The organism is Ensifer sp. Root423 (assembly GCF_001426275.1).
Lineage (GTDB): Bacteria > Pseudomonadota > Alphaproteobacteria > Rhizobiales > Rhizobiaceae > Ensifer > Ensifer adhaerens.
Window position 1 is genome coordinate 35,753 of the sequence record NZ_LMEG01000007.1, and the last position, 23,558, is coordinate 59,310.

20 protein-coding genes are annotated in these 23,558 nt (G+C 63.7%); 14 read left to right on the top strand and 6 right to left on the bottom strand.

Going from position 1 to position 23,558, the window contains the following annotated elements:
- Positions 1–57: 57 nt before the first annotated feature.
- Positions 58–834 (bottom strand): 3-hydroxybutyrate dehydrogenase, encoded by a 777-nt coding sequence (locus ASD01_RS09525; RefSeq protein WP_034788972.1) that lies wholly within the window; start codon positions 832–834, stop codon positions 58–60.
- Positions 835–1,088: 254 nt separating this feature from the next.
- Between ASD01_RS09525 and glpK the strand changes: the two genes are divergently transcribed.
- On the top strand, positions 1,089–2,576 hold the full coding sequence (gene glpK, locus ASD01_RS09530) for a glycerol kinase GlpK (protein WP_034788970.1): 1,488 nt from the start codon (positions 1,089–1,091) through the stop codon (positions 2,574–2,576).
- 95 nt (positions 2,577–2,671) lie between these two features.
- Here the strand turns inward: glpK and ASD01_RS09535 are convergent, their stop codons facing one another.
- On the bottom strand, positions 2,672–3,160 hold the full coding sequence (locus tag ASD01_RS09535; RefSeq protein WP_034788969.1) for a RidA family protein: 489 nt from the start codon (positions 3,158–3,160) through the stop codon (positions 2,672–2,674).
- 196 nt (positions 3,161–3,356) lie between these two features.
- On the opposite strand from ASD01_RS09535, the gene ASD01_RS09540 reads away from it, so the two are divergent.
- From ASD01_RS09540 to sbmA, 5 genes are all read left to right on the top strand, one after another.
- Complete coding sequence (locus ASD01_RS09540) at positions 3,357–4,052, top strand: TetR/AcrR family transcriptional regulator C-terminal domain-containing protein (RefSeq protein WP_034788966.1); 696 nt, start codon at positions 3,357–3,359, stop codon at positions 4,050–4,052.
- Between the two features lie 106 nt (positions 4,053–4,158).
- Positions 4,159–5,217, top strand: coding sequence for an LLM class flavin-dependent oxidoreductase (locus tag ASD01_RS09545; RefSeq protein ID WP_034788963.1), 1,059 nt, complete (start codon positions 4,159–4,161; stop codon positions 5,215–5,217).
- Positions 5,218–5,318: 101 nt separating this feature from the next.
- Positions 5,319–6,068 carry a type I methionyl aminopeptidase gene (map, locus tag ASD01_RS09550; RefSeq protein WP_034788960.1) on the top strand — a complete coding sequence of 250 codons (750 nt, stop codon included), beginning with the start codon at positions 5,319–5,321 and terminating at the stop codon, positions 6,066–6,068.
- A gap of 214 nt (positions 6,069–6,282) precedes the next feature.
- Positions 6,283–7,482, top strand: a complete 1,200-nt coding sequence (locus ASD01_RS09555; RefSeq protein ID WP_167550696.1) for an MFS transporter — start codon at positions 6,283–6,285, stop codon at positions 7,480–7,482.
- Positions 7,483–7,636: 154 nt separating this feature from the next.
- On the top strand, positions 7,637–8,896 hold the full coding sequence (gene sbmA / locus ASD01_RS09560; RefSeq protein WP_034789080.1) for a peptide antibiotic transporter SbmA: 1,260 nt from the start codon (positions 7,637–7,639) through the stop codon (positions 8,894–8,896).
- 19 nt (positions 8,897–8,915) lie between these two features.
- Here the strand turns inward: sbmA and ASD01_RS09565 are convergent, their stop codons facing one another.
- Entirely contained in the window at positions 8,916–9,923 is a 1,008-nt protein-coding gene (locus ASD01_RS09565; RefSeq protein WP_034789068.1) for a polysaccharide deacetylase family protein, read from the bottom strand.
- Between ASD01_RS09565 and ASD01_RS35445 the strand changes: the two genes are divergently transcribed.
- From ASD01_RS35445 to der, 4 genes are all read left to right on the top strand, one after another.
- Positions 9,922–10,113, top strand: coding sequence for a hypothetical protein (locus ASD01_RS35445; RefSeq protein ID WP_060528884.1), 192 nt, complete (start codon positions 9,922–9,924; stop codon positions 10,111–10,113). The two genes, ASD01_RS09565 and ASD01_RS35445, sit on opposite strands and share 2 nt — an antisense overlap.
- 33 nt (positions 10,114–10,146) lie before the next feature.
- The gene (locus ASD01_RS09570) at positions 10,147–10,734 is read left to right on the top strand and encodes an NnrU family protein (protein ID WP_034788957.1); all 588 of its coding nucleotides are present in this window, start codon (positions 10,147–10,149) and stop codon (positions 10,732–10,734) included.
- Positions 10,735–11,019: 285 nt separating this feature from the next.
- The gene (locus ASD01_RS09575; protein ID WP_034788954.1) at positions 11,020–11,688 is read left to right on the top strand and encodes a tetratricopeptide repeat protein; all 669 of its coding nucleotides are present in this window, start codon (positions 11,020–11,022) and stop codon (positions 11,686–11,688) included.
- A 328-nt stretch (positions 11,689–12,016) separates the two neighbouring features.
- A complete protein-coding gene (gene der / locus ASD01_RS09580; RefSeq protein ID WP_034788953.1) occupies positions 12,017–13,447 on the top strand; it encodes a ribosome biogenesis GTPase Der in 1,431 nt (476 codons plus the stop codon).
- Between the two features lie 72 nt (positions 13,448–13,519).
- On the opposite strand, the gene ASD01_RS09585 is transcribed toward der, so the two are convergent.
- Positions 13,520–14,437, bottom strand: a complete 918-nt coding sequence (locus ASD01_RS09585) for a sugar kinase (protein ID WP_034788952.1) — start codon at positions 14,435–14,437, stop codon at positions 13,520–13,522.
- 174 nt (positions 14,438–14,611) lie between these two features.
- Between ASD01_RS09585 and bglA the strand changes: the two genes are divergently transcribed.
- Positions 14,612–16,243, top strand: a complete 1,632-nt coding sequence (gene bglA / locus ASD01_RS09590; protein WP_034788951.1) for a beta-galactosidase BglA — start codon at positions 14,612–14,614, stop codon at positions 16,241–16,243.
- Complete coding sequence (gene aac(6') / locus ASD01_RS09595) at positions 16,243–16,707, top strand: aminoglycoside 6'-N-acetyltransferase (RefSeq protein WP_060643898.1); 465 nt, start codon at positions 16,243–16,245, stop codon at positions 16,705–16,707. The genes bglA and aac(6') overlap by 1 nt, the downstream gene beginning before the upstream one ends.
- 13 nt (positions 16,708–16,720) lie before the next feature.
- On the opposite strand, the gene ade is transcribed toward aac(6'), so the two are convergent.
- Positions 16,721–18,418: an adenine deaminase gene (gene ade, locus ASD01_RS09600; RefSeq protein ID WP_060528885.1), complete on the bottom strand. Its 1,698-nt coding sequence runs from the start codon at positions 18,416–18,418 to the stop codon at positions 16,721–16,723.
- Between the two features lie 133 nt (positions 18,419–18,551).
- Complete coding sequence (gene aptA / locus ASD01_RS09605; protein ID WP_034788948.1) at positions 18,552–19,877, bottom strand: omega-aminotransferase AptA; 1,326 nt, start codon at positions 19,875–19,877, stop codon at positions 18,552–18,554.
- 264 nt (positions 19,878–20,141) lie between these two features.
- Between aptA and ASD01_RS09610 the strand changes: the two genes are divergently transcribed.
- Both ASD01_RS09610 and ASD01_RS09615 read left to right on the top strand, forming a co-directional pair.
- Positions 20,142–22,394, top strand: a complete 2,253-nt coding sequence (locus tag ASD01_RS09610) for a glycoside hydrolase family 9 protein (protein WP_051659146.1) — start codon at positions 20,142–20,144, stop codon at positions 22,392–22,394.
- A gap of 60 nt (positions 22,395–22,454) precedes the next feature.
- Positions 22,455–23,543: a Gfo/Idh/MocA family protein gene (locus ASD01_RS09615; RefSeq protein WP_051659145.1), complete on the top strand. Its 1,089-nt coding sequence runs from the start codon at positions 22,455–22,457 to the stop codon at positions 23,541–23,543.
- The last annotated feature ends 15 nt before the right edge of the window (positions 23,544–23,558 follow it).

The following is a 23,558-nucleotide window of genomic DNA, read 5'->3' on the forward strand; positions in this document are numbered from 1 at the left end:
CGGGCAGCGCGGGGGGCATCCGGTCCGCGCTGCCGACCACTTGACGAATGTCGGCCGTTACTGCGCCGTCCAACCGCCGTCCATCGACACATGGGTGCCGGTGATCTGTGCCGCGTCGTCGCCGGCGAGATAGACGGCAAGGGCTGCGACCTGTTCGACGGTGATGAACTTCTTCGTCGGCTGCCCCTTCAGCATCACGTCGTTGATCACCTGCTGCTCGGTGATGCCGCGGGTGCGGGCTTGATCGGGGATCTGCTTTTCGACGAGCGGCGTCAGCACGTAGCCCGGGCAGATCGAGTTCGCGGTGATTCCGCTTTCGGCCACTTCGAGCGCCACGGTCTTCGTCAGACCGAGAACGCCGTGCTTCGCCGCCACATAGGCCGCCTTGAAGGGCGAGGCGACGAGGCCATGGGCCGAGGCGATGTTGATGATGCGGCCCCAACCCTTCGCCTTCATGCCGGGAATAGCGGCGCGGATCGTGTGGAAGGACGAGGAGAGGTTGATCGCGATGATGCGGTCCCATTGCTCGATCGGGAAATCCTCGACCTTCTCGACATATTGGATACCGGCATTGTTGACGAGGATATCGACGCCGCCGAAGCGGGTCGTCGCCGTGGTGATCAGATCGGCGATCTCGGCTGGCTTCGTCATGTCGGCGGCATGATAGACGACCGTTCCTGTCGTCAGCGCGCTCACGTCGTCCGTCGCCTTCTTGATTTCGTCCGGGCTACCGAAGCCGTTCAGCACGATATTGGCGCCACCCTTGGCGAAGGCCTTGGCGATCGCAAGCCCGATGCCGCTCGTCGAACCGGTGATGACCGCTGTTTTCGTCATTGCTGCTCTCTCCCTTTGTGGCGCCGCGCACTGCTTTGTTGCGGCGCAACAGCGCCAGCCTACGCGGAAAACGCCGGCGCTGACAATTGTGTTTTTGGGATCGGGACCGCAGAGTTGAGGAGGGGAATGGCGAAGTCGGCGGTTGCGTTTTGTTTTCGTTTGACATTCGTTTTGCCATCGTATTGAAGTTTTCGAAATGAGATCCCGCCTTCAAGGCCGGGTGAACAAACATGCGTGTGGCCGGGGAGGGGCATATGGGCGGATATATTCTCGCGATCGATCAGGGTACGACCTCGAGCCGGGCGATCATCTTCGACGGTCAGCAGCAGATCGCCGGGGCCAGCCACAAGGAATTCAAGCAGTATTTTCCGAAATCCGGGTGGGTCGAACACGATCCCGAGGAAATCTGGCAAACGGTGCTTTCGACGGTTGAGGACGCTATCGCCAAGGCCGGCATCAAGGCCGGCGACCTTTCGGCGATCGGCATCACCAACCAGCGCGAAACCGTCGTCGTCTGGGATCGCAAGACCGGCAATCCCATTCACAACGCCATCGTCTGGCAGGACCGTCGCACCGCCTCCTATTGTGATCGGCTGAAGAAGCAGGGGCTGGAAAAGACTTTCACCCGGAAGACGGGCCTGCTGCTCGATCCCTATTTCTCCGGTACCAAGCTCAACTGGCTGCTGACCAACATCGACAGGGCGCAGGCCCGCGCCGCCAAGGGCGAACTCTGCTTCGGCACCATCGATACCTTCCTCATCTGGCGGCTGACCGGCGGCAAATCCTTCGTGACCGACGCGACCAACGCCTCGCGCACGCTGCTCTATAACATCGCCGAAAATGCCTGGGACGACGAGCTTCTGAAGATCCTCAAGGTGCCGCGCGCCATGCTGCCCGAGGTCAAGGATTGCGCCGCCGATTTCGGCGTTACCGATACCGCACTTTTCGGCGCGGCGATCCCGATCCTCGGCGTTGCCGGCGACCAGCAGGCGGCGACCATCGGCCAGGCCTGCTTCAAGCCGGGCATGTTGAAATCCACCTATGGCACCGGCTGCTTCGCACTGCTCAACACCGGCAAGGACATGGTGCGTTCGAAGAACCGGTTGCTCACCACCATTGCCTACAAGCTTGATGGCGAAACCACCTATGCGCTCGAAGGCTCGATCTTCGTCGCGGGTGCTGCGGTGCAATGGCTGCGCGACGGGCTGAAGGTGATCAAGGCTGCGCCCGATACCGGGACGCTTGCCGCAAGCGCCGATCCGACGCAGGACGTCTATCTCGTGCCGGCCTTCACCGGGCTCGGCGCGCCGCATTGGGATCCGGACGCGCGCGGCGCGATCTTCGGCATGACCCGCAACACCGGTCCGGCGGAGTTTGCCCGCGCGGCACTCGAAGCCGTCTGTTACCAGACGCGCGACTTGCTTGAGGCGATGCACAAGGACTGGCGCAGCAACGGCAAGGAGACGGTTCTGCGCGTCGACGGCGGCATGGTTGCCTCCGACTGGACGATGCAGCGGCTTTCCGACCTGCTCGACGCGCCGGTCGATCGGCCCGTCATCCTGGAAACGACTGCGCTCGGCGTCGCCTGGCTTGCCGGCAGCCGCGCCGGCGTCTGGCCGAAGCAGGAAGACTTTGCCAAGTCCTGGGCACGCGACCGCCGCTTCGAGCCCGCCATGGACGAAAAGACGCGTAAGGCCAAGTTCAAGGGTTGGCGCAACGCGGTCAAAAGGACGCTGAGCTAAGAGCCGGGCGAGCGGCGATTTTCGCCGCGCGTCCGTTTCTCCCGACCATACTCTGCCTTCCGGGCCGACGCGCGGTGCCGCAAACCGGGCCGCCGTCAGTCGATGACAGCGACCGCTTCCACCTCGAACAGCATGCCGTCGACCGCCAGCTTGGGCACGGGTACCAGTGTCTGCGCCGGCAGCGTCGCGCCGAACATTTCCTTGACGCTGCCGGTCAGGACCTCGAGCTTGGACATGTCGTGGTCGACCACGAAGATGGTGAGCTTGGCGACCTGGTCCGGCCTTGCGCCGAGCCCCTCGAGCGCTGCGCCCAGATTGGCATAGGCCTGCTTGACCTGAACCGCGAAGTCGGGAGACAGGCCGCCGGTGCTATCCTGGCCGCCCTGTCCTGAAATGTAGGCCACCCGTGCCCCGGCAGGCACGATCACCGCGGTGCTATAGCCATGCGGCGTCGGGTCGTAGAGGTTCTTGGGGTTGACGACCGTCAGCTTGGCCGCCTGCTCGCTCGCGGTGGCCGCCGTGGAAACGCCCGTAGTCATGATGATGAGTCCTCCGATCATGAGATGTCTGATTGCGCGTGACATGGTGTTCTCTCGTCTCCGAGGTCTGCGCGCGATGCCGCTTGCAGGCCTGCAGGTTTGACCTTTCGCCGACGCTCTTGCTATTGACTCGTACAGCGTACGACTCATTTACATCGTACGCCGTACGAGTCAATCGTTCAGGATCGACATCCGGCGCGTTGTCGGCGTAAATCGACACTCCAATCAGCAAGGAAGACGCATGGCGGCGAAAGGGAACGGCGGGCAGGGCAAACGCTCCCAGCGGATAGAGTCGGCAGCCCAGGCCGGGAAGAAGCCGGGCGGCGAGCCGTCCCTGTCTCTGGAGCGCATCGTGGCGACTGCGGTCGAATTGCTGGACGCCGAGGGTATCGACGGCTTGAAGATGCGCCGTCTCGCCGACCGTCTCGGTGCGGGCGTCATGAGCCTCTATTGGCATGTCGCCAACAAGGAGGAGGTTTTCGACCTGGCGCTCGATGCGGTGTTTGCCTATCGCGCCCCCCCGCAAAGGATCGAGCCCGAGGACTGGCGCAGGGATGTGGTTCACATGCTCGAAGACTGGCGCGCAATCATGCTGCGCCATCCCTGGTCGGCGTCGCTGCTGCCGCGCCGGGCGCTCGGCGCGAATGTACTCGGCCGCCTGGAAACCATGAGCGAGGTGCTGTCGAGAGCCGGCGTTGCCGACGCGGACATGAATGTCGCGATCTGGTCGCTCTGGAACTACGTGCTCGGCGCCACCGTCACCCGGGCGAGCTTCGCGCTTTCGCACGCCGACCAGGCTGCCGGACAGAAGCGCCTCTCGGCGCTCAGCGAACGCTACCCGACGATCGAGCGCACGCGCCTGCTCCTGGACAGCGATTGGGATGGCACGTTCCGGAAGGGCCTCGACGTCCTGCTTGACGGTCTACCGAGAGGGTAAGGTCTCGTTCGTATGCATCCGGGAAACACAGCGTTTCCCGGATGCGCATTTGCTGCTCATGTGTGCGCCAACTATCTGTTGTGCAAACAGAAAAAGGACAGACCTCATGGAACTCGGGCTTTACACATTTGCGGATGTCGATCCGAACGCGGATCACAAGGGCATGGAGGGCCAGCGTCGCCTCAAGAACCTTCTCGAGGAAATCGAGCTTGCAGATCAGGTTGGCCTCGATGTTTTCGGGCTCGGCGAACACCATCGGCCTGACTACGCGGCCTCCGCGCCGGCGGTCATCCTCGCGGCCGCAGCGGCAAAAACGAAGAATATCCGGCTGACCAGTGCCGTCACGGTGTTGAGCTCGGACGATCCCGTACGCGTCTTCCAGCAATTCTCGACCCTTGATCTGATCTCGGGCGGCCGCGCCGAGATCATGGCCGGTCGCGGGTCGTTCATCGAATCCTTCCCGCTCTTCGGCCAGTCGCTCGATGACTACGACCAGCTCTTTGCCGAAAAGCTCGACCTCCTGATGGCGCTGCGCGAAAGCGAAAAGGTCTCGTGGGCCGGCGAGATGCGGCCGGCGATCCATGATCGCGGCGTCTATCCGCGGCCGCTGCAGGAGGTGCTGCCGCTCTGGATCGCCGTAGGCGGCACGCCGCAATCGGTGGCCCGCGCGGGTGCGCTCGGCCTGCCGGTGGCGCTTGCGATCATCGGCGGAGAGCCGCGCCGGTTTGCGCCGCTGTTCGATCTCTACCGCGAGGCGGCCCGGCGTGCCGGCCAGGACGCCGCCAGGCTGAAGACCAGCATCAACGTGCACGGCTTCATCGCCGATACGACCGATCTTGCCGCCGACCAGTTCTACGGGCCGCAGGCGGAAGTGATGAACCGCATCGGCCGCGAGCGCGGCTGGGGACCGACGAACCGGGCGCATTTCGACCAGGCGCGCAGCCCCTCCGGCAACCTCTTCCTCGGTGATCCGGAAACGGTGGCCGAGAAGATCGTCGAGAACTGGAAGCTGTTCCGTAACGATCGCTTCCTGCTGCAGATGGCGATCGGTCCGATGCCGCACGACCAGATCATGCGCGGCATCGAACTCTACGGCACCAGGGTGGCGCCGCTCGTGCGCCAGGCGTTGGCCGAGGAAAGGGCAGCAGCGGCGGCCTCCGTCTGACCATTCGACGACCGGGGCTGGGGCCCGGCTCCGGTCGTCCCGCTCGACGCTGGCATAACGCGTTGCGACACGCTACATGTGAGCGCGAAAGCGAGACACGGATGACCCTCAACAACGAAGAAGATCTGCTGCGGCTGAAGGAAATCGGCCGCATCTGCGCCAATGCCCTGCAGACGATGGGCGAGGCGCTCGAGCCCGGCATTACCACTGCGGAACTCGATGCGATCGGCCGCAAGGTACTGGAAGAGGCCGGCGCACGCTCGGCGCCCGAACTCTGCTACCAGTTTCCTGGTGCCACATGCATCAGCGTCAACGAGGAAATCGCCCACGGCATTCCCGGCAACCGCGTGATCAAGGCCGGCGATCTCGTCAACATCGACGTCTCGGCCGAAAAGGACGGCATCTTTGCCGATACCGGCGCCTCGTTCCCGGTACCGCCGGTCACGGCCGCGATCGACCGGCTCTGCCGCGATGGCAAGCGGGCGATGTGGGTGGGCCTCAAGCAGGTGCGCCCCGACCAGCCGCTGGCTGCCATCGGCAACGCGATCGGCGACTTCGCCCGCAAGAACCGCTATTCGCTTGTCACCAATCTCGCCAGCCACGGCATCGGCCGCTCGCTGCACGAGGAGCCGACCGAGATCGCCACCTGGCCGGATCCGCGCGAACGTCGCCGGATGACCGACGGCATGGTCTTCACCGTCGAACCCTTCCTGTCGATGGGCGCGCAATGGGCCGAGGGCGGCAACGACGACTGGACGCTCTACAGCGACCCGCGCGCGCCGACGGTGCAGTATGAGCACACAGTTGTCGTCACCCGCGGCGGGCCGCTGGTGGTGACACTACCGGGCTGACCCAGGGATACGGCGGCGGCCTGCAGCCTCCGTCGTCCTCCAGACGATTTTTTGCTCCATCGCCGCGATGCATGATCTGCCGCCGTGATGTGGTGCACCTCACCTTTTAGGCGATTGGTCTAAGCCATTGAAATCGGCGATCGTTCGATTTCTTCAATAGATCCTTCAATTATTGTCGTTTGTCGTGCGTCGTGTTGCGGCGCAATAAAATGATATGACCACGCTCGACCGACCGCTGCAGACCAACATCTCCGCCACGGCAACCGCCGGCGCCATCGCCATGGCCGTCGCCATGGGCTTCGGACGCTTCTCCTATACGCCGATCCTGCCGGCGATGATGGTGGATCTCGGCCTGTCGCCGGGTGATGCCGGGCTCATCGCCTCGGCCAATTTCGTCGGCTATCTCGCCGGCGCCATTCTTGCGGCCTATGGCTGGGCCCATGGGCACGAGCGGCGGATCGGTCTGCTGTCGCTCGTCGCCACGACGGCTCTGCTGGCGGCCATGGGCCTCTCGTCCTCCGTCGTCGTGCTGGCGCTGATCCGTTTCCTCGCCGGCCTTGCCAGCGCCTTTGCGATGATCTTCATCTCCGGCATCGTGCTCGGCCATGGCGTGCTCGCGCGCTCGGAACACGTGCCGGCCGTTCACTTTGGCGGCGTCGGCCTCGGTATCGCGTTTTCATCGCTTTGCGTCTGGGCGAACCCGATCGCGGGTCACGCCGGCCTGACGACCTCCATGGGCGACTGGTTTACCGGCGCGCTGGTCGGATTGGTCGGGACGATCGTCGTTGCCGCACTTCTTCCCGGCGTTCCGTCGTCCGGTTCTGGTCCGGTGCGCGAAAGGCCGCTGCGCTGGACGCGGCCGCTGACCGTAGTGACGTTCACCTATGCGCTCTTCGGCTTCGGCTACGTGATCACCGCAACCTTCCTCGTCACCATGGCGCGCGATCCGAGCGGCGGCCACAGCATCGAATTTCTCGCCTGGCTGCTAACGGGGCTTGCCGCAGCGCTCTCCGTCTATCTCTGGCGCTTTGCCGTGCCGCGCTTCGGTCTTGCCGGTGTCTACGCGATCGGCCTTCTGGTCGAGGCGGTCGGGCTGGTGCTGACGGTCAGCCTGCCTTTGCCCTATGCGCCGCTTGCCGGCGGCCTGATGCTCGGCGCAACCTTCATGATGATCACTGCTTATGGCCTGCAGATCGGCCGGAAGCTGGCGCCCGAGAGCCCGCGCAAGGCGCTTGCGTTGATGACGGCTGCTTTCGGTATTGGGCAAATCGTCGGTCCGCTGGTCGCCGGCTGGCTTGCGGAGCGCACCGGCAGCTTCGCCGCACCAACCTTGATCGCGGCTGCCGTTCTTTTCCTGTGCGGTGGGGTCATCGTCGTCGAGCTGAAGCGGATTTCACAGGCATTGAGGGCCTGAGCAGCGGCGAAAAAAGACCCTCCGGCACCGGCGCGCGCCTGGATGAAATAACAGTAACGTTTACATTACCCGATTGTTGACGACGGCGCTTTGCCCTAGTTTCGGCGCTTCGGGAGGCGAGTTGTTCGTCTCCACCGAAACGAGAGTGCCGCACTTGTTCCTATCCTTCTTTCCGAAGCCGAAGCTCTTCTTCATATCTTTTGTCGTCTGGTCGCTGGTTGCCGTAGCCTTCTGGTATGGCGGTGGCGAACAGCTGGGTGCCGTCTTCGGAATGCCGCCTTTGGCCGCGGATGCGCCGCCGATCACCGGCATCTCTGCCTTCTGGTCGCCGGCCTTCATCTGGTTCTACCTCTATTTCGCGCTTGTCGTCGGGCTGTTTGCCGCTTTCTGGTACGTCTACTCGCCGCACCGTTGGCAGAACTGGTCGATCCTCGGCTCGGCACTCATCCTCTTCGTCACCTATTTTCAGGTGCAGGTCAGCGTCGCAATCAACAACTGGTACGGCCCGTTCTGGGATATGATCCAGGCAATCATTGCGAAGACCAAGGTGGTTCCTGCAGCGGAAGTCTACGGAGAAATCTCCGTCTTTCTCGGCATCGCCATGGTCGCGGTCGCGGTCGGGGTCATCACACGCTTTTTCGTCAGTCACTACATCTTCCGTTGGCGAACAGCGATGAACGAATACTACATGGCCAACTGGGACAAGCTGCGCCATATCGAAGGGGCCTCGCAGCGCGTGCAGGAAGACACGATGCGCTTTTCCACTACAGTGGAAGGGCTTGGCGTTAGCCTGATCGATAGTGTGATGACGTTGATAGCGTTCATGCCGGTCTTGATCCGGCTCGAGTCGCACGTCACCGAATTGCCGCTCATTGGCGTCATCCCGTATCCGCTCGTTACGTCCGCTATACTTTGGTCGCTGTTCGGTACGGTGTTCCTGGCTCTCGTTGGTATCAAGCTGCCGGGCCTCGAGTTCCGCAACCAGCGCGTGGAAGCTGCCTACCGCAAAGAGCTGGTTTATGGTGAGGACCATGCTGATCGCGCCCAACCGCCGACGGTCGCCGATCTCTTCGATAACGTTCGCCGGAACTACTTCCGGCTCTATTTCCACTATTTGTACTTCAACGTTGCCCGCATTTTCTATTTGCAGATCAATGGTATCTTTTCGCTGGTGATCATCGTGCCTTCGATCATCGCCGGCAAGGTTGCGCTTGGTGCGTTGAACCAGATCTCGAATGCTTTCGGGCAGGTGTCGTCGTCATTTCAGTACCTAGTTTCGTCCTGGCCGACGATCGTCGAACTGTTGTCGATCTACAAGCGCCTGCGCGCATTCGAAGCGGCAATCGATGACGAGCCGCTGCCGCACATCGACCAGAAGTTCATTGCGGTTGGCGGCAACGAAGAGCTGGCCTGAGGCGAGCGAAAAAAGCCAATCAGAAGGCGGTTCGACCCGCCTTCTTTTTTGCCTGCTCGATCAGCGGCAGCGCCTGGGCGTAGCTGACGCAGGCGACGTCGGGCTTGCCGCAGACTTCGCCCAGCAGCCGATCGAGCGCGCGCCAGTAGGCGCCGCCGTTCATTTCGACGAAATGGAAGCCGAGCTGCAGTGGGATGCGGTCGCCCGCATATTCCCGGTCGAAGGCTTTCCTGTAGGCCTCGTAGGTGCGCTCCTCGAAGCGGGCGCTGTCCTTCTTGTTCTCCACACCCATGGAGTGGCGGACGAAGAGATTGTAGTCCATGCCGATGACAGGGCGCTGCGACGGCCCTTCGGGGATCAGCGGCAGTCCGAAACGCGGCAGGCCATCCTTTGTCGTCGGCCAGCCCGGACCCTTGGTCACCAGGCTTGCGTCATAGGTGAAGTTGTCCGCCTTGAGTGCCGGCAGCAGGCCGTCGCTCAGCGACAGATAGGGCGCGCGGAATCCCTTGATCCCGGTTGCGGCGAATTCGGCCCAGCCGGCCGGCTCGGCCTCGGGCTTGTCCGCCTTCTTCCAGGCGTCCTTGAGCGCCGCGTTGAAGGTCGAAAACTCGCTTTGCCAGTCGGCTTTGCTCCAGCCCTTGCCGTCGAAGTGGCCGCAGGCGTGGCTGGCGATGTCGTGGCCGTCGAGATGGGCCTGCCAGATGTGGCCGACGCGGGCCGCGATCTCTTCACGGCTCTGCGCGAAGCCGACATTCGAGCGGCCTGCCTTCTGGCCCGGCGGCTTGTAGAGCGTCTTGCCGTCCGCCCGGGTCATCAGAAAGGTGCAGGAGAGGAAATAGGTGAAATGCGCACCGGTGCGCTTGGCCATCGCCAGGCTTTTTTCCCATAGCGCGTTGTCATGCGCGCCGTCGAACGAGACGATCACCAACTGCCTGTCACCGGCGGGCGCGGTGGCCGGCGACGCCGGCTCGGCCCTGGCAAGAGCGGGAAGAAGGGCGAGCGAGAGGGCAAGCGGAATACGGATCATGATCAACTGCACTGTTTTGGTTTTGTCGCAAATGGTTCGAAAATGCGGCAATCCTTTGATCGGTCTGGAAAAAACGCGCCATCAAGGCTACTCCATAGCAACCTGGGCGGAATCGGTCCGGGAACCGAATACACTGGAAATCAACACGCTTCAGCGGCCAGCTCCCGTCTTTTCCGACGAGCGGCGCTGAGTTTGCCCGATACTCGAACAAAGCGGTGGCCCCATGGCGATACTCGTTCTCGGCATCCTTCTTTTTCTCGGCCTGCATCTCATCCGCGTCGTCGCGCCCGGTTTCCGCGCCGGCGTCATCGAGCGCCGCGGCAAGGGCACCTGGATGGGGATCTATGCAATCCTCAGCCTCATCGGCCTCTGTCTGATCATCTATGGCTTCGGCCAGGCCCGCAGCGAAACGGGCATGCTCTACGATCCGCCCGTATTCATGCGCCACATCGCACTGCTTCTGATGCTTTTTGCCTTCATCTTCCTTGCTGCCGGCTTCCTTCCGGCCGGGCGCATCGCGGTTGCGGTCAAGCATCCTCAGGTGCTTTCGATCAAGGTCTGGGCGCTGGCGCATCTGCTCGCCAACGGCGAGACGTCCTCCGTCCTGCTGTTCGGCTCGTTTCTCGCCTGGGCGGTGATCCTGCGTATCTCGCTGAAACGCCGCGAGCGGGCAGGCGAACGCGTACTGCCGGTGTTCAAATCGGCCTCCAACGACGTGCTCGCCATCATCATCGGCCTCGTCGCCTACGTGCTCTTCGTCTGGAAGCTGCACGAATGGTTGATCGGCGTTGCACCGGTCGTCATGGGCTGATGCAATTTCCAGCAAAAGTGCACCGCGGTTTTGCGTCCGGAATTGCAGTAACAGAAAATTTAGAGCGACGGAGTCGGCCTCGTGTCGGCCATAGGCGCTCTAAATCGCGTCGGCCCCCTTACAAGCGCCGCAAAATCGGGTAGAAGGCGCAAAATCCATGAGAGTGCGGCGGGTGCGGCAAGGACCCCTCGTGCATGCTCGAACAGTTTGAGAGTGTCCGTTTCGCCGATCGTCATATGACCGTTGGCGCGACGGGCCAGTGTGCAGGCAAGGCCGGGGCAATAGATGGCGAACCAAGACGACAGCTTTATCCGCGAGGTCAATGAGGAACTGCGTTCCGACCAGATGAAGAGCATCTGGGCCCGCTTCGGCGGCGTCATCGTGGCCATCGCCGTGCTTATCGTACTCGGCACCATCGGCAAGGTCGGCTTCGATTACTGGCAGGATGGCGCCTCCTCGAAGTCGGGCGATGCGTTCCTGCAGGCGTTGAACCTCGCCAAGGAAAACAAGACGGACGAGGCGCTCGCCGCCTTGAACACGCTGGAGAAGGACGGCTACGGCGCCTATCCGGTGCTGGCGCGTCTGCGCGCTGCCACGCTGCAGGCGCAGAAGGGCGAGACAGAGGCGGCTGCCAAGGCCTTCTCCGCTATCGGCAAGGACAGCAGCGTCCCGGCAGCTATCCAGGAGGCAGCGCGTCTGCGTGCAGCCTACCTGCTCGTCGATACCGGCGGTTACGACCAGGTTTCGGCCGAGGTCGAGCAGCTTGCTACGCCGCAGAACAACATGCGCCACTCGGCGCGTGAAGCCCTTGGCCTCGCTGCCTACAAGTCCGGCGACTACGCCAAGGCGAAGACCTGGTTCCAGCAGATCGTCGACGATGCGCAGAGCCCGCGCAACGTCACCGGTCGCGCCCAGATGCTGCTCGACGTGATCGCCGCGAGCGGCAAGGCATAAGACGACAGCCCATCCCACCGGAAGGGCACAGGGTGAAAGACCCTTTCGAATCAGCGCATGATCCCAATGTCGGTCTCGACCTTGGGATTGTGCGCTAAAGCGTTTAAAGCAGTTTCAGCAAAAGTGCTCAGCGGTTTTGCGTCCGGAACTGTGAGAGACAAGGCAAGCAGTTCCAGCAAAAGTGCTTAAGCGGTTTTGCGTTCGGGATTGCCGAGTACAATCGGAACAGTTCCTGCTGGGACTGTCGCTGCCCGATGCGGCAGAAAACGAATTTATGAGCGCAGCCGCCTTGTTGGCAGCAGCGCTCCAAGCGGAAACGGATAGATCCATGAGCTTCACCGTCGCCATCGTCGGGCGTCCCAATGTCGGCAAGTCCACCTTGTTCAACCGTTTGGTCGGCAAGAAGCTGGCGCTCGTCGACGATACGCCGGGTGTCACCCGCGACCGTCGCCCGGGGGACGCCAAGTTGATCGATCTGCGCTTCCGCATCATCGACACGGCCGGTCTCGAGCAATCGGGACCCGACACGCTGCAGGGGCGCATGTGGGCGCAGACCGAGGCCGCGATCGACGAAGCCGATCTTTCGCTGTTCCTGGTGGACGCCAAGGGCGGCCTGACGCCGGCAGACGAGACGCTTGCCGAAATGCTGCGCCGCCGCGGCAAGCCGGTGGTGCTGGTCGCCAACAAGTCGGAAGCACGCGGTTCCGACGGTGGCTTCTACGATGCCTTCACGCTTGGCCTTGGCGAGCCGTGCCCGATCTCGGCCGAACACGGCCAGGGCATGCTCGATCTGCGCGACGCGATCGTCGCTGCGATCGGCGAAGACCGGGCCTACCCGCCGGAAGACGACGTGGCCGAAACCGATATCGATCTGCGCCCCACGTTCAAGGACGACGGTGAAGACGAAGAGGTGGAGACCGCCTATGACGAGACCAAGCCGCTGCGGGTGGCGATCGTCGGCCGGCCGAACGCCGGCAAGTCGACCCTGATCAACCGCTTCCTCGGCGAAGACCGGCTGTTGACCGGCCCGGAAGCCGGCATCACCCGCGATTCCATCTCGGTCGAATGGGACTGGCGCGGTCGCACCATCAAGATGTTCGACACTGCCGGCATGCGCCGCAAGGCCAAGGTTCAGGAGAAGCTCGAAAAGCTCTCGGTCGCCGACGCCCTGCGGGCGATCCGCTTTGCCGAAACGGTGGTCATCGTCTTCGACGCGACCATCCCTTTCGAGAAGCAGGATCTGCAGATCGTCGACCTCGTGCTGCGCGAAGGCCGGGCGGCCGTTCTCGCCTTCAACAAGTGGGACCTGGTCGAGGATTGGCAGGCGGTGCTTGCCGATCTTCGCGAAAAGACCGAGCGGCTGCTGCCGCAGGCCCGCGGCATCCGTGCCGTGCCGATTTCCGGTCACACCGGCTACGGCCTCGATCGGCTGATGCAGGCGATCATCGAGACCGACAAGACCTGGAACCGCCGCATCTCCACCGCGCGGCTCAACCGCTGGCTGGAATCGCAGACGGTTCAGCATCCGCCACCGGCCGTTTCCGGTCGCCGGCTCAAGCTCAAGTACATGACCCAGGTGAAGGCGCGCCCGCCGGGCTTCATGATCTCCTGCACGCGGCCGGACGCGCTGCCGGAATCCTACGTGCGCTACCTGATCAACGGCCTGCGCAACGATTTCGACCTGCCGGGCGTGCCGATCCGCATGCACTTCCGTTCGGGCGACAACCCGTACGAGTCCAAGGCGAAGAAGCGCCGCTAAAGAGGGAGCGGAAAACCAAACAGGCTTTCCGTCTGCATCCTTCCTAAAGTTCCTGAAAAGTGACCCCGCCGCTCACGCGGCAGGCAGCTTCTCCCGCGCCACGAGCGCGCCGTGATGGCCGATGACGCCGGCAGCGACGCTTGCCGCAAGGGCGGCGGCCTGGGCTGGCTTGTCGCCCGCCACCAGGCGGGAGACGAAGGCGCCGTTGAAGCTGTCGCCGGCACTGGTCGTATCGACGACGCGCTCGACCGGGGTCGCCGGCACATGCTCAACCGGGGCATCGCCGAAGGCGAGCGTCACACCCTTCTCGCCATCCTTGACGACAAGGTTGGTGGCGCCCAGGCTCTTGTAACGGGCAATCGTCGCGTCGATCGATGCATCGCCGAAATGGGTCATCTCGTCGTCGAAGCTCGGCATCACCAGGGTCGCGGCGCGGGCACCGTCGGTCAGCGTGCGGCGCATGCGCTCGGCATCGTCCCAGAGACGCGGGCGAATGTTCGGGTCGAAGACCACCGTCTTGCCGGCAGCCTTGGCGCGGCGCAGTTCCGACAGCAGCGTTTCTACGGCATCGGGCGCAAGGATCGCCAGCGTGATGCCGGAGAAGAGGATGAGGTCGGAGGCTTCGATTGCGCGTCTGAGGTGCTCGGCGTCGTCGGCAAGCAGCTTGGCAGCCGAGTGCGAGCGCCAGTAGGAGAAGCTGCGCTCGCCGTCCTTCAGATGGATCATATAGAGGCCTGCCGAGCGGTTCTCGATGCGACGGACGGCCGAGGTGTCGATCGCTTTTTCCGCCATGAAGGCCAGCATCTCGTCGGAAACCGTGTCGGTGCCGACGGCGGAGCAATAGGCGACGGTCCAATCAGCAGGCATGAAGAGCCGCGCATAATAGGCGGCGTTGAACGTGTCGCCGGCATAGCCTTTGCGCAAGAGCCCGCCTTCCGCCTGCATGAGCTCGACCATGCACTCTCCGATCGCAAGCATCTTTCCGGCCAACGACTTTCCTCCTCACAAGATTTCGTCTGAGACGGGATAAGGGTCTCGATCGTTCTCGGCAAGAGATAGTTTCCGGCTGTTTGGTGGCGATCCGTGCGTGGCGGTGAATGGCGTTTACTCCGGCGCCGGGCAACGCTACACCTTTGCGCGACAGACCGTCTTCAGGGGGCTTACATGGCGTCTCGGCAGGTATCGGGTGACGATTGGTGGCGCGGTGCGGTGATCTATCAGGTCTATCCGCGCTCGTTCCAGGATACCGACGACGACGGCATCGGCGATCTCAAGGGTGTCACCCGCAGGCTGCCGCACATCGCCTCGCTCGGCGTCGAAGCGATCTGGCTGTCGCCGTTCTTCACCTCGCCGCAGGCCGACATGGGCTACGACGTCTCGGATTACTGCGACGTCGATCCGATGTTCGGAACACTCGCCGATTTCGACGAGATGCTTGGCGAGGCCCATCGTCTTGGCCTGAAAGTGATCATCGACCAGGTGATCTCCCACACCGCCGATCGCCATCCCTGGTTTGTCGAGAGCCGCTCCAGCCGAACGAACGGGAAGGGGGACTGGTATGTCTGGGCCGATCCTAAGCCGGACGGCACAGCGCCCAACAACTGGCTGTCGATCTTCGGCGGACCGGCCTGGGAATGGGACGGGGTGCGGAAGCAGTATTACATGCACAACTTCTTAGGCTCGCAGCCGGACCTCAACTTTCACAATCCCGAAGTTCAGGACGCGGTGCTCGATGCTGCCCGCTTCTGGCTGGAGCGGGGCGTCGACGGCTTCCGTCTAGATACGGTCAACTTCTACTTCCACGACAAGCACTTGCGGGACAACCCGCCGCTCGTGCCGGATCCGGATGCCACCAGCAACGATGCGCCCGACGTGAACCCCTACGGCATGCAGGACCATCTCCACGACAAGAGCCAGCCGGAAAACATCGCCTTCCTCGCGCGGTTCCGGGCATTGCTTGATCGCTACGAAGGCCGCATGACCGTCGGCGAGGTGGGCGACGGCGCCCGCTCGCTGAAGACCGTGGCCGCCTATACCAGCGGCGGCGACAAGCTCAACATGTGCTATACCTTTGACCTCCTGGGGCCGGACTTTACCGCGACCCATATCCGCCGCTGCGTCGAGAACTTCCAGGAGGCGGTGACCGACGGCTGGGTCTGCTGGGCCTTTTCCAACCACGACGTGACGCGCCATGTCAGCCGCTTTGCCCGCAATGAAGCGGAGCGGGAGAGGGTGGCGCGGCTGGCGATCACACTGCTTTCCAGCCTGCGCGGCTCGATCTGCCTTTATCAGGGCGAGGAACTGGGGCTGCCGGAGGCGGAGCTTGCTTTCGAGGATCTGCGCGATCCATATGGCATCCGTTTCTGGCCCTCCTATAAGGGCCGCGACGGATGCCGCACACCGATGGTTTGGGAGCACGCGGCGGCCAATGCCGGCTTTACCGCCGGCAAGCCGTGGCTGCCGGTGCCCGAGGATCATCGGCGGCTTTCGGTCGACGCCCAGCAAACCGGGGACACGGTGCTCGATCACTATCGCGCGACGCTCGCCTTCCGCCGATCGCAGCCGGCACTCAGCGATGGCACGATGCGGTTCCTCGACACGAACAGCGATCTCCTGGCCTTTGTTCGCGAGAAAGACGGCGAGCGGCTGCTCTTCGTCTTCAATCTCACCCGGGAACCGCTGGAGTTTCTGGCGCCGTCGGCGGTTGAGCCCCTGGAATTGCCCGGATATCCGGCACGGCCTGAAGCCGGTAGCATCAGGGTTGCCGGACTGTCGGCCTTCTCAGGGAAGTTCTGATGCGCGTATTGTTGATGGATGGCGAAACCATCGGCCGCTGGGTCGAGATGCGTCTGGCGCTCTGGCCGGATACACCGGCGGCGGATCATCGCGCCGAAGTCGAATCCAGTCTCGCGGAGGGCGACCGCTACGCTTCGTTCCTTTGCGAGGACGAAGCCGGCGTCGCTGCCGGTTTCGCTGAAGCGTCGATCCGCCACGATTACGTCAACGGCTGCGAGACCTCGCCCGTCGGCTTCCTCGAAGGCATTTACGTCTTGCCCGCCTACCGCCGTCGCGGCGTGGCGCGCGCCCTGATCACCGCGGTCGAACGCTGGGCGACAACCCGGGGCTGCCAGGAACTCGCCTCCGACACGGCGACCGACAATCTGAGGAGCCAAAGCCTGCACATGGCGCTTGGCTTTGAGGAGACGGAGCGCGTCGTCTATTTCCGCAAGGAACTGGCGCCCGCCGTGGCCGACAACTGAGTGCCGCCGCCAATCACCCGATCAGCATGAACTTGTCGACATCGACCAGCCCGCGATCCGAGATCTTCAGATGCGGGATGACCGGCAGCGGCAGGAAGGCGAGCTGCAGGAAGGGTTCCTCCAGCGTTGCGCCGAGCGCGAAGGCGGCGTGGCGCAGGTCGTGCAGCGTGTCACGGACGCTCTCATAGGGCTCGAGGCTCATCAGGCCTGCGACCGGAAGCGCGATCTCGCCGGTCACCTTGCCGTCCTCGACGACGACGAAACCGCCCTTGATCTCGCCGAGCCGGTTGGCGGCGATCGCCATGTCCTCGTCGTTGACGCCAACGACGCAGATGTTGTGGCTGTCATGGCCGACGGTCGAGGCGATCGCGCCTTTCTTCAGCCCGAACCCCTGCACGAAGCCATTGGCATGATTGCCGTTGACGCCGTGGCGTTCGATGACGGCGACCTTGATGATGTCGCGGCCGAGATCGACGCCGGTCTGGTTGCCGACCGCCGGCAGGCGGTAGCGGCGGTGCTCGGTGATGATCTTGCCGGGCAGAACGCCGATGACCGAGGTGTCGCCGTCTGCGACCGGAATGCCGAAGGCGCTGGCATGGACTTGGCCGGCCTTGACGCTGTCGAGCCCGACGGGGGCGACCGTCTTGCGGGTGGCAAAGAGCGCGTCGGTGACGCGGCGACCACCGGAGAACACCGTTTCGGCCTTGCAGTTTTCCAGGCTGTCGATGACCACGAGATCGGCGCGCCAGCCGGGCGCGACCAAGCCGCGGTCGCGCAGACCGAAGGCGCGGGCGGCCGAGATCGAGGCGGCGCGGTAGATCGCCAGCGGCTCGACGCCGGCGGATATCGCCGTGCGGATCATATGGTCGAGGTGACCCTGCTCGGCGATGTCGAGCGGGTTGCGGTCGTCGGTGCAGAGCGCCAGGTGCGGCGACAGCCGCTCGGTGATGATGGGCATCAGCGCATGCAGGTCCTTGGAGACCGAGCCCTCCCGCACGAGGATGTGCATGCCCTTGCGGATCTTCTCCATGGCTTCTTCAGCGCTGGTGCATTCATGATCGGTGCGGATGCCGGCTGCCAGATAGCCGTTCAGGTCCTTGCCCGAAAGCAGTGGAGCATGACCGTCGATATGGGCGCCCTGGAAGGCATCGAGCTTGGCGAGGCAGACCGGGTCCTTGTGCACAACACCCGGAAAGTTCATGAACTCGGCAAGGCCAATGACTTTCGGATGGTGGCGGAAGGGCAGGAGACGTTCGATCGGCAGGTCGGCGCCCGACGTTTCGAGATGCGTCGCCGGCACGCAGGAGGAGAGCTGGACGCGGATGTCCATGATCGTCTCGAGCGCCGAATCCAGGAAATACTCGATGCCCTCGGTGCCGAGCACGTTGGCGATCTCGTGCGGATCGCAGACGACGGTGGTGATGCCGAGCGGCAGGACGCAGCGGTCGAACTCGTGCGGCGTGACCAGCGAGGATTCGATGTGCAGATGGGTGTCGATGAAGCCGGGCACGACGATGCGGCCCGTGATGTCGATTTCCTCGCGCCCCTCGTAGCTGCCGAAGGTGCCGACGATGCGGTCGCCGGAGATCGCGATGTCGGAGGCGACCAGTTCGCCAGTGACGAGATCGAAGAACTGCCCGCCCTTCAAGACGATGTCAGCCGGCTCGCGTCCAACGCCCTGATCGATATAGCGTTCCAGCGCTTCGGACATGAGGCAACTCCATTTCTTATACGCGCCCCGGATGCTCTCTCGGCGGGACGACGCTTGGTTTCATTGTTGCGGATAAGAGTAACCCTTCCCCCGTTGCCGGGGAAAGGGTTCTGACGGTCTCGACGAGGCCTGCTTAGATATTGCTGTTGAGAACGGCGCGCAGCTTGCCGAACAGCTCGTCGATTTCTGCCTTGCTGATGATCAGCGGCGGTGACAGCGCAATGATGTCGCCGGTGGTGCGGATCAAGAGGCCGCTCTCATAGGCCTTGAGGAAGGCGGAGAAAGCGCGCTTCGTCGGCTCGCCGGCGATCGGCTGCAGCTCGATCGCGCCGATCAGGCCGAGATTGCGGATGTCGATGACATGCGGGCAGTCCTTCAGCGAGTGCAGGCCCTCTTCCCAATAGGGTGCCAACTCGGCGGCGCGGGTCAAGAGGCCCTCTTCCTTGTAGGTATCGAGCGTGCCGAGGGCGGCGGCCGAGGCGATCGGGTTGCCCGAATAGGTGTAGCCGTGGAAGAACTCGATCATGTGCTCCGGGCCATTCATGAAGGCATCATGGATCTCGGAGGTGACGAAGACCGCACCCATCGGGATGACGCCGTTGGTGAGACCCTTTGCGGTCGTAATGATATCCGGCTTCACGTCGAAATACTGCGCGGCAAACGGCGTGCCGAGGCGGCCGAAACCGGTGATGACTTCATCGAAAATCAGCAGGATGCCGTGCTTGGTGCAGATCTCGCGCAGTTTCTGCAGGTAGCCCTTCGGCGGGATCAGCACGCCGGTGGAGCCGGCCACCGGTTCGACGATGACGGCTGCGATGGTGGAGGCGTCATGCAGCGTAACGATACGCTCGAGTTCGGTCGCGATATCGCCGCCATGCTCGGGCTCGCCGCGGGTGAAGCCATTCTGGGCCGGCAAGTGGGTGTGCGGCATATGGTCGACGCCGGTCAGAAGCGTGCCGAACATCTTGCGGTTGGAGACGATGCCGCCGACCGAAATGCCGCCGAAGTTGACGCCGTGATAGCCGCGCTCGCGACCAATCAGGCGGAAACGCGAGCCGTCGCCCTTGGCGCGGTGATAGGCGAGTGCCACCTTCAGCGCGGTGTCTACCGATTCCGAGCCAGAGTTGGTGTAGAGAACGTGGTTCATGCCCTCGGGCGCGATGTCGACCAGGCGGTTTGCCAGTTCGAAGGCCTTGGGGTGGCCGAGCTGGAAGGCCGGCGCATAGTCGAGCTCGCCCGCCTGCTCACGGATCGCCTCGGTGATCTTCGGGCGACAATGGCCGGCATTGACGCACCACAGACCCGCCGTGCCGTCCAGTACCGTGCGGCCGTCATGGGTCGTGTAGTGCATGTCCTTGGCGCCGACGAAGAGGCGCGGTTCCTTCTTGAACTGCCGGTTCGCAGTGAACGGCATCCAGAAAGCACGCAGGTCGTTCGGCGTGTTAAGGCGGTTCGACATTCCAGTTCTCCTCGGTCTCTCTTGTCGTCCGGGCGGTGCTGCCGCCCAAATTTTTACCCTTTGGTCAAACTATCAGGGCGCCGAGGCGCGTCAAGCCTCGCACCGGTCCGCCAGACAGGTCGCGACGGGTCTTGGCGACAGCGAAATTTCGCCGCGCCGCCGGATCTTTTCTCAAGCTTAACTTGTTTGCGGCAACGCTCTGCTGCCATGGCTTGTCGGCTCCGTGGCGCCTTTTGGGCGGCCGGCGAGTTCGGAGTTGGAAACGTGTCGAGGTTCGGGATAGCACACGCGGCGATTGCCGTGCTCTTCCTGCCGGGCCTGGCAAAGGGCGCCGAACTGATTGCTGACGGCCACTTTGACAAAAGACAGGACACGTTCTGGGCGAGCGACGGGCTGGCGTTCGCGCGCGAGAACGGCCGGCTTTGCGTCGAGGCTGCGCGGGGCGGTGAAGCCTGGAGCCAACTCATCGGCACCAATGGCTTGAAGCTCGAGCCCGGTCGCATCTACCGTTTGTCGATGAGGGTGATCGCCGAGCCGGCGCGCAGCGTCCAGGCAAGGGTGCAGCGCGCCGCCGATCCCTGGACCATGGTGGACGAATTCACGATGGAAGGCACGCCGGAGGGCAGCCTTTTTTCGGCGGAGTTCGCGGGGCAGGAGCCGGACGAAGCGCAGCTCGTTTTTCCGCTTGGCGGCGGCGAGAGCGGCCGTGTCTGCCTCGACGACGTCTCGCTGGTGGCGACCGGGGTTTCCTCGCCGGCGGCGCGGCGGGCGGCCGAAGGGCCGGCCATTCGCGTCAACCAGCTCGGCTACCTGACGGATGGCCCGAAGCGGGCGACCTTCGTCGCCGATGCGAAACAACCCATCGATTTTCGACTGTTGGATTCTGCGGACAGGATCGTCGGCAAGGGCAAGACGCAGCCCCACGGTTTCGATCCGACGGCCGGGGTCGAGACGCAGGTTGCGGACTTCTCAGCGTTCAAGACGCCGGGCGACGGCTATCGACTGGTATCCGGCGACTGGGCAAGCGACCGCTTTTCGATCGGCGAGGATCTCTACATGCGGTTGCGGGTCGATGCGCTGTCCTGGTTCTACCCGCAAAGAAGCGGGATCGAGATCAGGGGGGCGATCGCCGGCAAGGCCTATGCCCGGACGGCCGGCCATGTCGGCGTCGCGCCGAACCAGGGCGACAAGGCGGTTACGTGCCTTGGCGGCGCGCAGGCCGAGGCGCTCTACGGCGGCTGGTCCTGTTCCTACCAACTGGACGTCACCGGCGGCTGGTATGACGCGGGCGACCACGGCAAATATGCGGTGACCGGAGCGCTGGCTGCTGCCCAACTGCTGGCCGCCTACGAACGCGGCCTGACGTTTGCGCCCACATCGGCGGTGATGCGCGACGGGCTGTTGCGTATTCCGGAAAACGGCAATGGCCTTCCGGACATCCTCGACGAGGCGCGCTGGGAGCTGGAGTTCCTGCTGCGGATGATGGTCCCGGACGGCGAGCCGCTCGCCGGCATGGTGCACCACAAGATCCACGATACGGCTTGGACCGCCGCACCTATGCTGCCGGGCGACGACCCGCAGCCGCGCGCGCTTTACCGCCCCTCGACCGCGGCGACGCTCGATGTTGCGGCGGTGGCTGCCCAGGGCGCGAGGCTCTTTGCCGAGCATAACCCGACATTTTCCGCGCGGCTGCTTTCGGCGGCGCGCAAGGCGTGGGTGGCGGCGAATGCCAATCCGGCGCTCCTCGCCCCCAAGTCCGATGGGTTCGGCGGCGGCGGCGACTACGACGACGACAGCATTTCCGACGAGCTTTTCTGGGCGGCGACCGAGCTTTATCTGACGACCGGCAACGGCGAATATCTCAAGACCCTGCGGGCCTCGCCGCTCTGGGAGGCGGATGTGTTTTCGCCCGGCGGCGCTTTCAACTGGCGAGACGTTGCCGGCTTCGCGCGGCTGCAACTCGCCCTTTATGGCAGGGCGCTGCCGGCGGTCGATCAGGAAACGATCCGCAATTCGGTGCTCACGAGCGCGCAGCACCTGCTGTCGCTGCAACAGGCGGAGCCATTCGGTATCGTCTACCGGCCGAACGAGCGCCGCTACGACTGGGGATCGAACCAGTTGATGCTGCAGAACATCGTCGTGCTGTCGGCCGCCTACGATCTCTCCGGCGACAGGGTCTTTCTTGACGGCGCGCGCGAGGGCATGGACTACATCCTCGGGCGCAATGCGATGGGGCTTTCCTACATAACCGGCTATGGCAGCCGCTCGCCGCAGAACCAGCACAGCCGCTGGTATGCCCGTCAGCGCGATCCGCAGCTGCCAAATCCGCCCGTCGGTTCGCTTGCCGGCGGTCCGAACTCGACCTTTGTCGATGACATCGCCAGGGAGCGGCTGCGCGGTTGCGCGCCGCAAACCTGCTATGTCGACGATATCGAAGCCTATGGGTCCAACGAAATCGCCATCAACTGGAATGCGCCGCTCGTTTACGTCGCGTCGTTCCTGGCCGACGCGCGATAGGAGACTGAAAGCGTGACCTTGATTGCCTTTGTCGGAACCGGCTTCGTCGCCGACTATTACATGACGACGCTTGCCAACCATCCGGAGCTGCGGCTCACCGGCGTCTGGGATCGCGATGCCGAGCGCCTCGACGCGTTCGCACGCTACTGGAAGGTTTCGCCCTACGCCTCGCTCGACGCCGTGCTTGCCGATCCCGCGGTGTCGATCGTCGTCAATCTGACGACGCCGGAGAGCCACTATACCGTAAATTTCCGGGCGCTTTCGGCCGGAAAGCACGTCTATTGCGAAAAGCCCCTGGCGATGACGGTGGAGCAGGCGAGCGAACTCGTCGACCTGGCAAGGGCCAAGGGGCTTGTTCTGGCCGGTGCACCGGCCAATGGGCTCAGCGACGCGCAGGCGCTCTGCGCCCGTCTGCTTGCGGACGGTGCCATTGGCACGCCGCGGCTTGTCTATGCCGAGATGGAAGATGGCCCGGTGTTCAAGGCCAACTGGCGCGCCTGGCGCAGCCGCTCGGGCGCCCGCTGGCCGGGCGTGCATGAGTTCGAGGTCGGCTGCACGCTCGAACATGCGGGTTATGCAGCAAGCTGGCTTGTCTCCCTCTTCGGCCCGGTCGCCGAAGTCAGTGCCGTCTCGGCGCTGACCTTTCCGGACAAGGGGCCGGGAACCGAGACGCTGGCGCTCGGGCCCGATTTTTCCGTGGGTTGCCTGACGTTCCGCTCCGGCCTGACGGCGCGGGTCACCTGCGGCCTGGCGGCGCCGCGCGACCGCTCGCTGACGATCATCGGCGAAAAGGGCATGATCACCGTTCGCGATCTCTGGGACAATCGCTCGCCGATCCATCTGGAGATCTTCGGGGCGAAGCGGCCGCTCCTGCATCGCGGGCTCGACTGGCTGGAGTGGAAACTCGGCCGCAAGCTTCCGCTTCGGCTCTATCCCGGAACCAAGATGCGCTATCCGACGGCGCCATCGGCAAGTGCGCTTCCGGCCTTTCCGTCGCAGATCGATTTCGTGCGCGGCATTGCAGTGCAGGCGCAGGCGCTCAAAGGCGGCGAAACACCGTTTTTCTCCGGCGCGACGGCGCGACATCTAACGGAGGTGGTGTTGGCGCTCAACGGCGGCTGGCGGGACTACCGTCCGCTCGACCTCTAGAGGCGCAGCGTCGGC

What these genes read in the sequence shown, in the direction of transcription:
- ASD01_RS09525 (WP_034788972.1), bottom strand. Translation starts at nt 834, where the DNA reads ATGACGAAAACAGCGGTCATCACCGGTTCGACGAGCGGCATCGGGCTT.
- glpK (WP_034788970.1), top strand. Translation starts at nt 1,089, where the DNA reads ATGGGCGGATATATTCTCGCGATCGATCAGGGTACGACCTCGAGCCGG.
- ASD01_RS09535 (WP_034788969.1), bottom strand. Translation starts at nt 3,160, where the DNA reads ATGTCACGCGCAATCAGACATCTCATGATCGGAGGACTCATCATCATG.
- ASD01_RS09540 (WP_034788966.1), top strand. Translation starts at nt 3,357, where the DNA reads ATGGCGGCGAAAGGGAACGGCGGGCAGGGCAAACGCTCCCAGCGGATA.
- ASD01_RS09545 (WP_034788963.1), top strand. Translation starts at nt 4,159, where the DNA reads ATGGAACTCGGGCTTTACACATTTGCGGATGTCGATCCGAACGCGGAT.
- map (WP_034788960.1), top strand. Translation starts at nt 5,319, where the DNA reads ATGACCCTCAACAACGAAGAAGATCTGCTGCGGCTGAAGGAAATCGGC.
- ASD01_RS09555 (WP_167550696.1), top strand. Translation starts at nt 6,283, where the DNA reads ATGACCACGCTCGACCGACCGCTGCAGACCAACATCTCCGCCACGGCA.
- ASD01_RS35445 (WP_060528884.1), top strand. Translation starts at nt 9,922, where the DNA reads ATGATCAACTGCACTGTTTTGGTTTTGTCGCAAATGGTTCGAAAATGC.
- ASD01_RS09565 (WP_034789068.1), bottom strand. Translation starts at nt 9,923, where the DNA reads ATGATCCGTATTCCGCTTGCCCTCTCGCTCGCCCTTCTTCCCGCTCTT.
- ASD01_RS09570 (WP_034788957.1), top strand. Translation starts at nt 10,147, where the DNA reads ATGGCGATACTCGTTCTCGGCATCCTTCTTTTTCTCGGCCTGCATCTC.
- ASD01_RS09575 (WP_034788954.1), top strand. Translation starts at nt 11,020, where the DNA reads ATGGCGAACCAAGACGACAGCTTTATCCGCGAGGTCAATGAGGAACTG.
- der (WP_034788953.1), top strand. Translation starts at nt 12,017, where the DNA reads ATGAGCTTCACCGTCGCCATCGTCGGGCGTCCCAATGTCGGCAAGTCC.
- bglA (WP_034788951.1), top strand. Translation starts at nt 14,612, where the DNA reads ATGGCGTCTCGGCAGGTATCGGGTGACGATTGGTGGCGCGGTGCGGTG.
- ade (WP_060528885.1), bottom strand. Translation starts at nt 18,418, where the DNA reads ATGTCCGAAGCGCTGGAACGCTATATCGATCAGGGCGTTGGACGCGAG.
- aptA (WP_034788948.1), bottom strand. Translation starts at nt 19,877, where the DNA reads ATGTCGAACCGCCTTAACACGCCGAACGACCTGCGTGCTTTCTGGATG.
- ASD01_RS09615 (WP_051659145.1), top strand. Translation starts at nt 22,455, where the DNA reads ATGACGACGCTTGCCAACCATCCGGAGCTGCGGCTCACCGGCGTCTGG.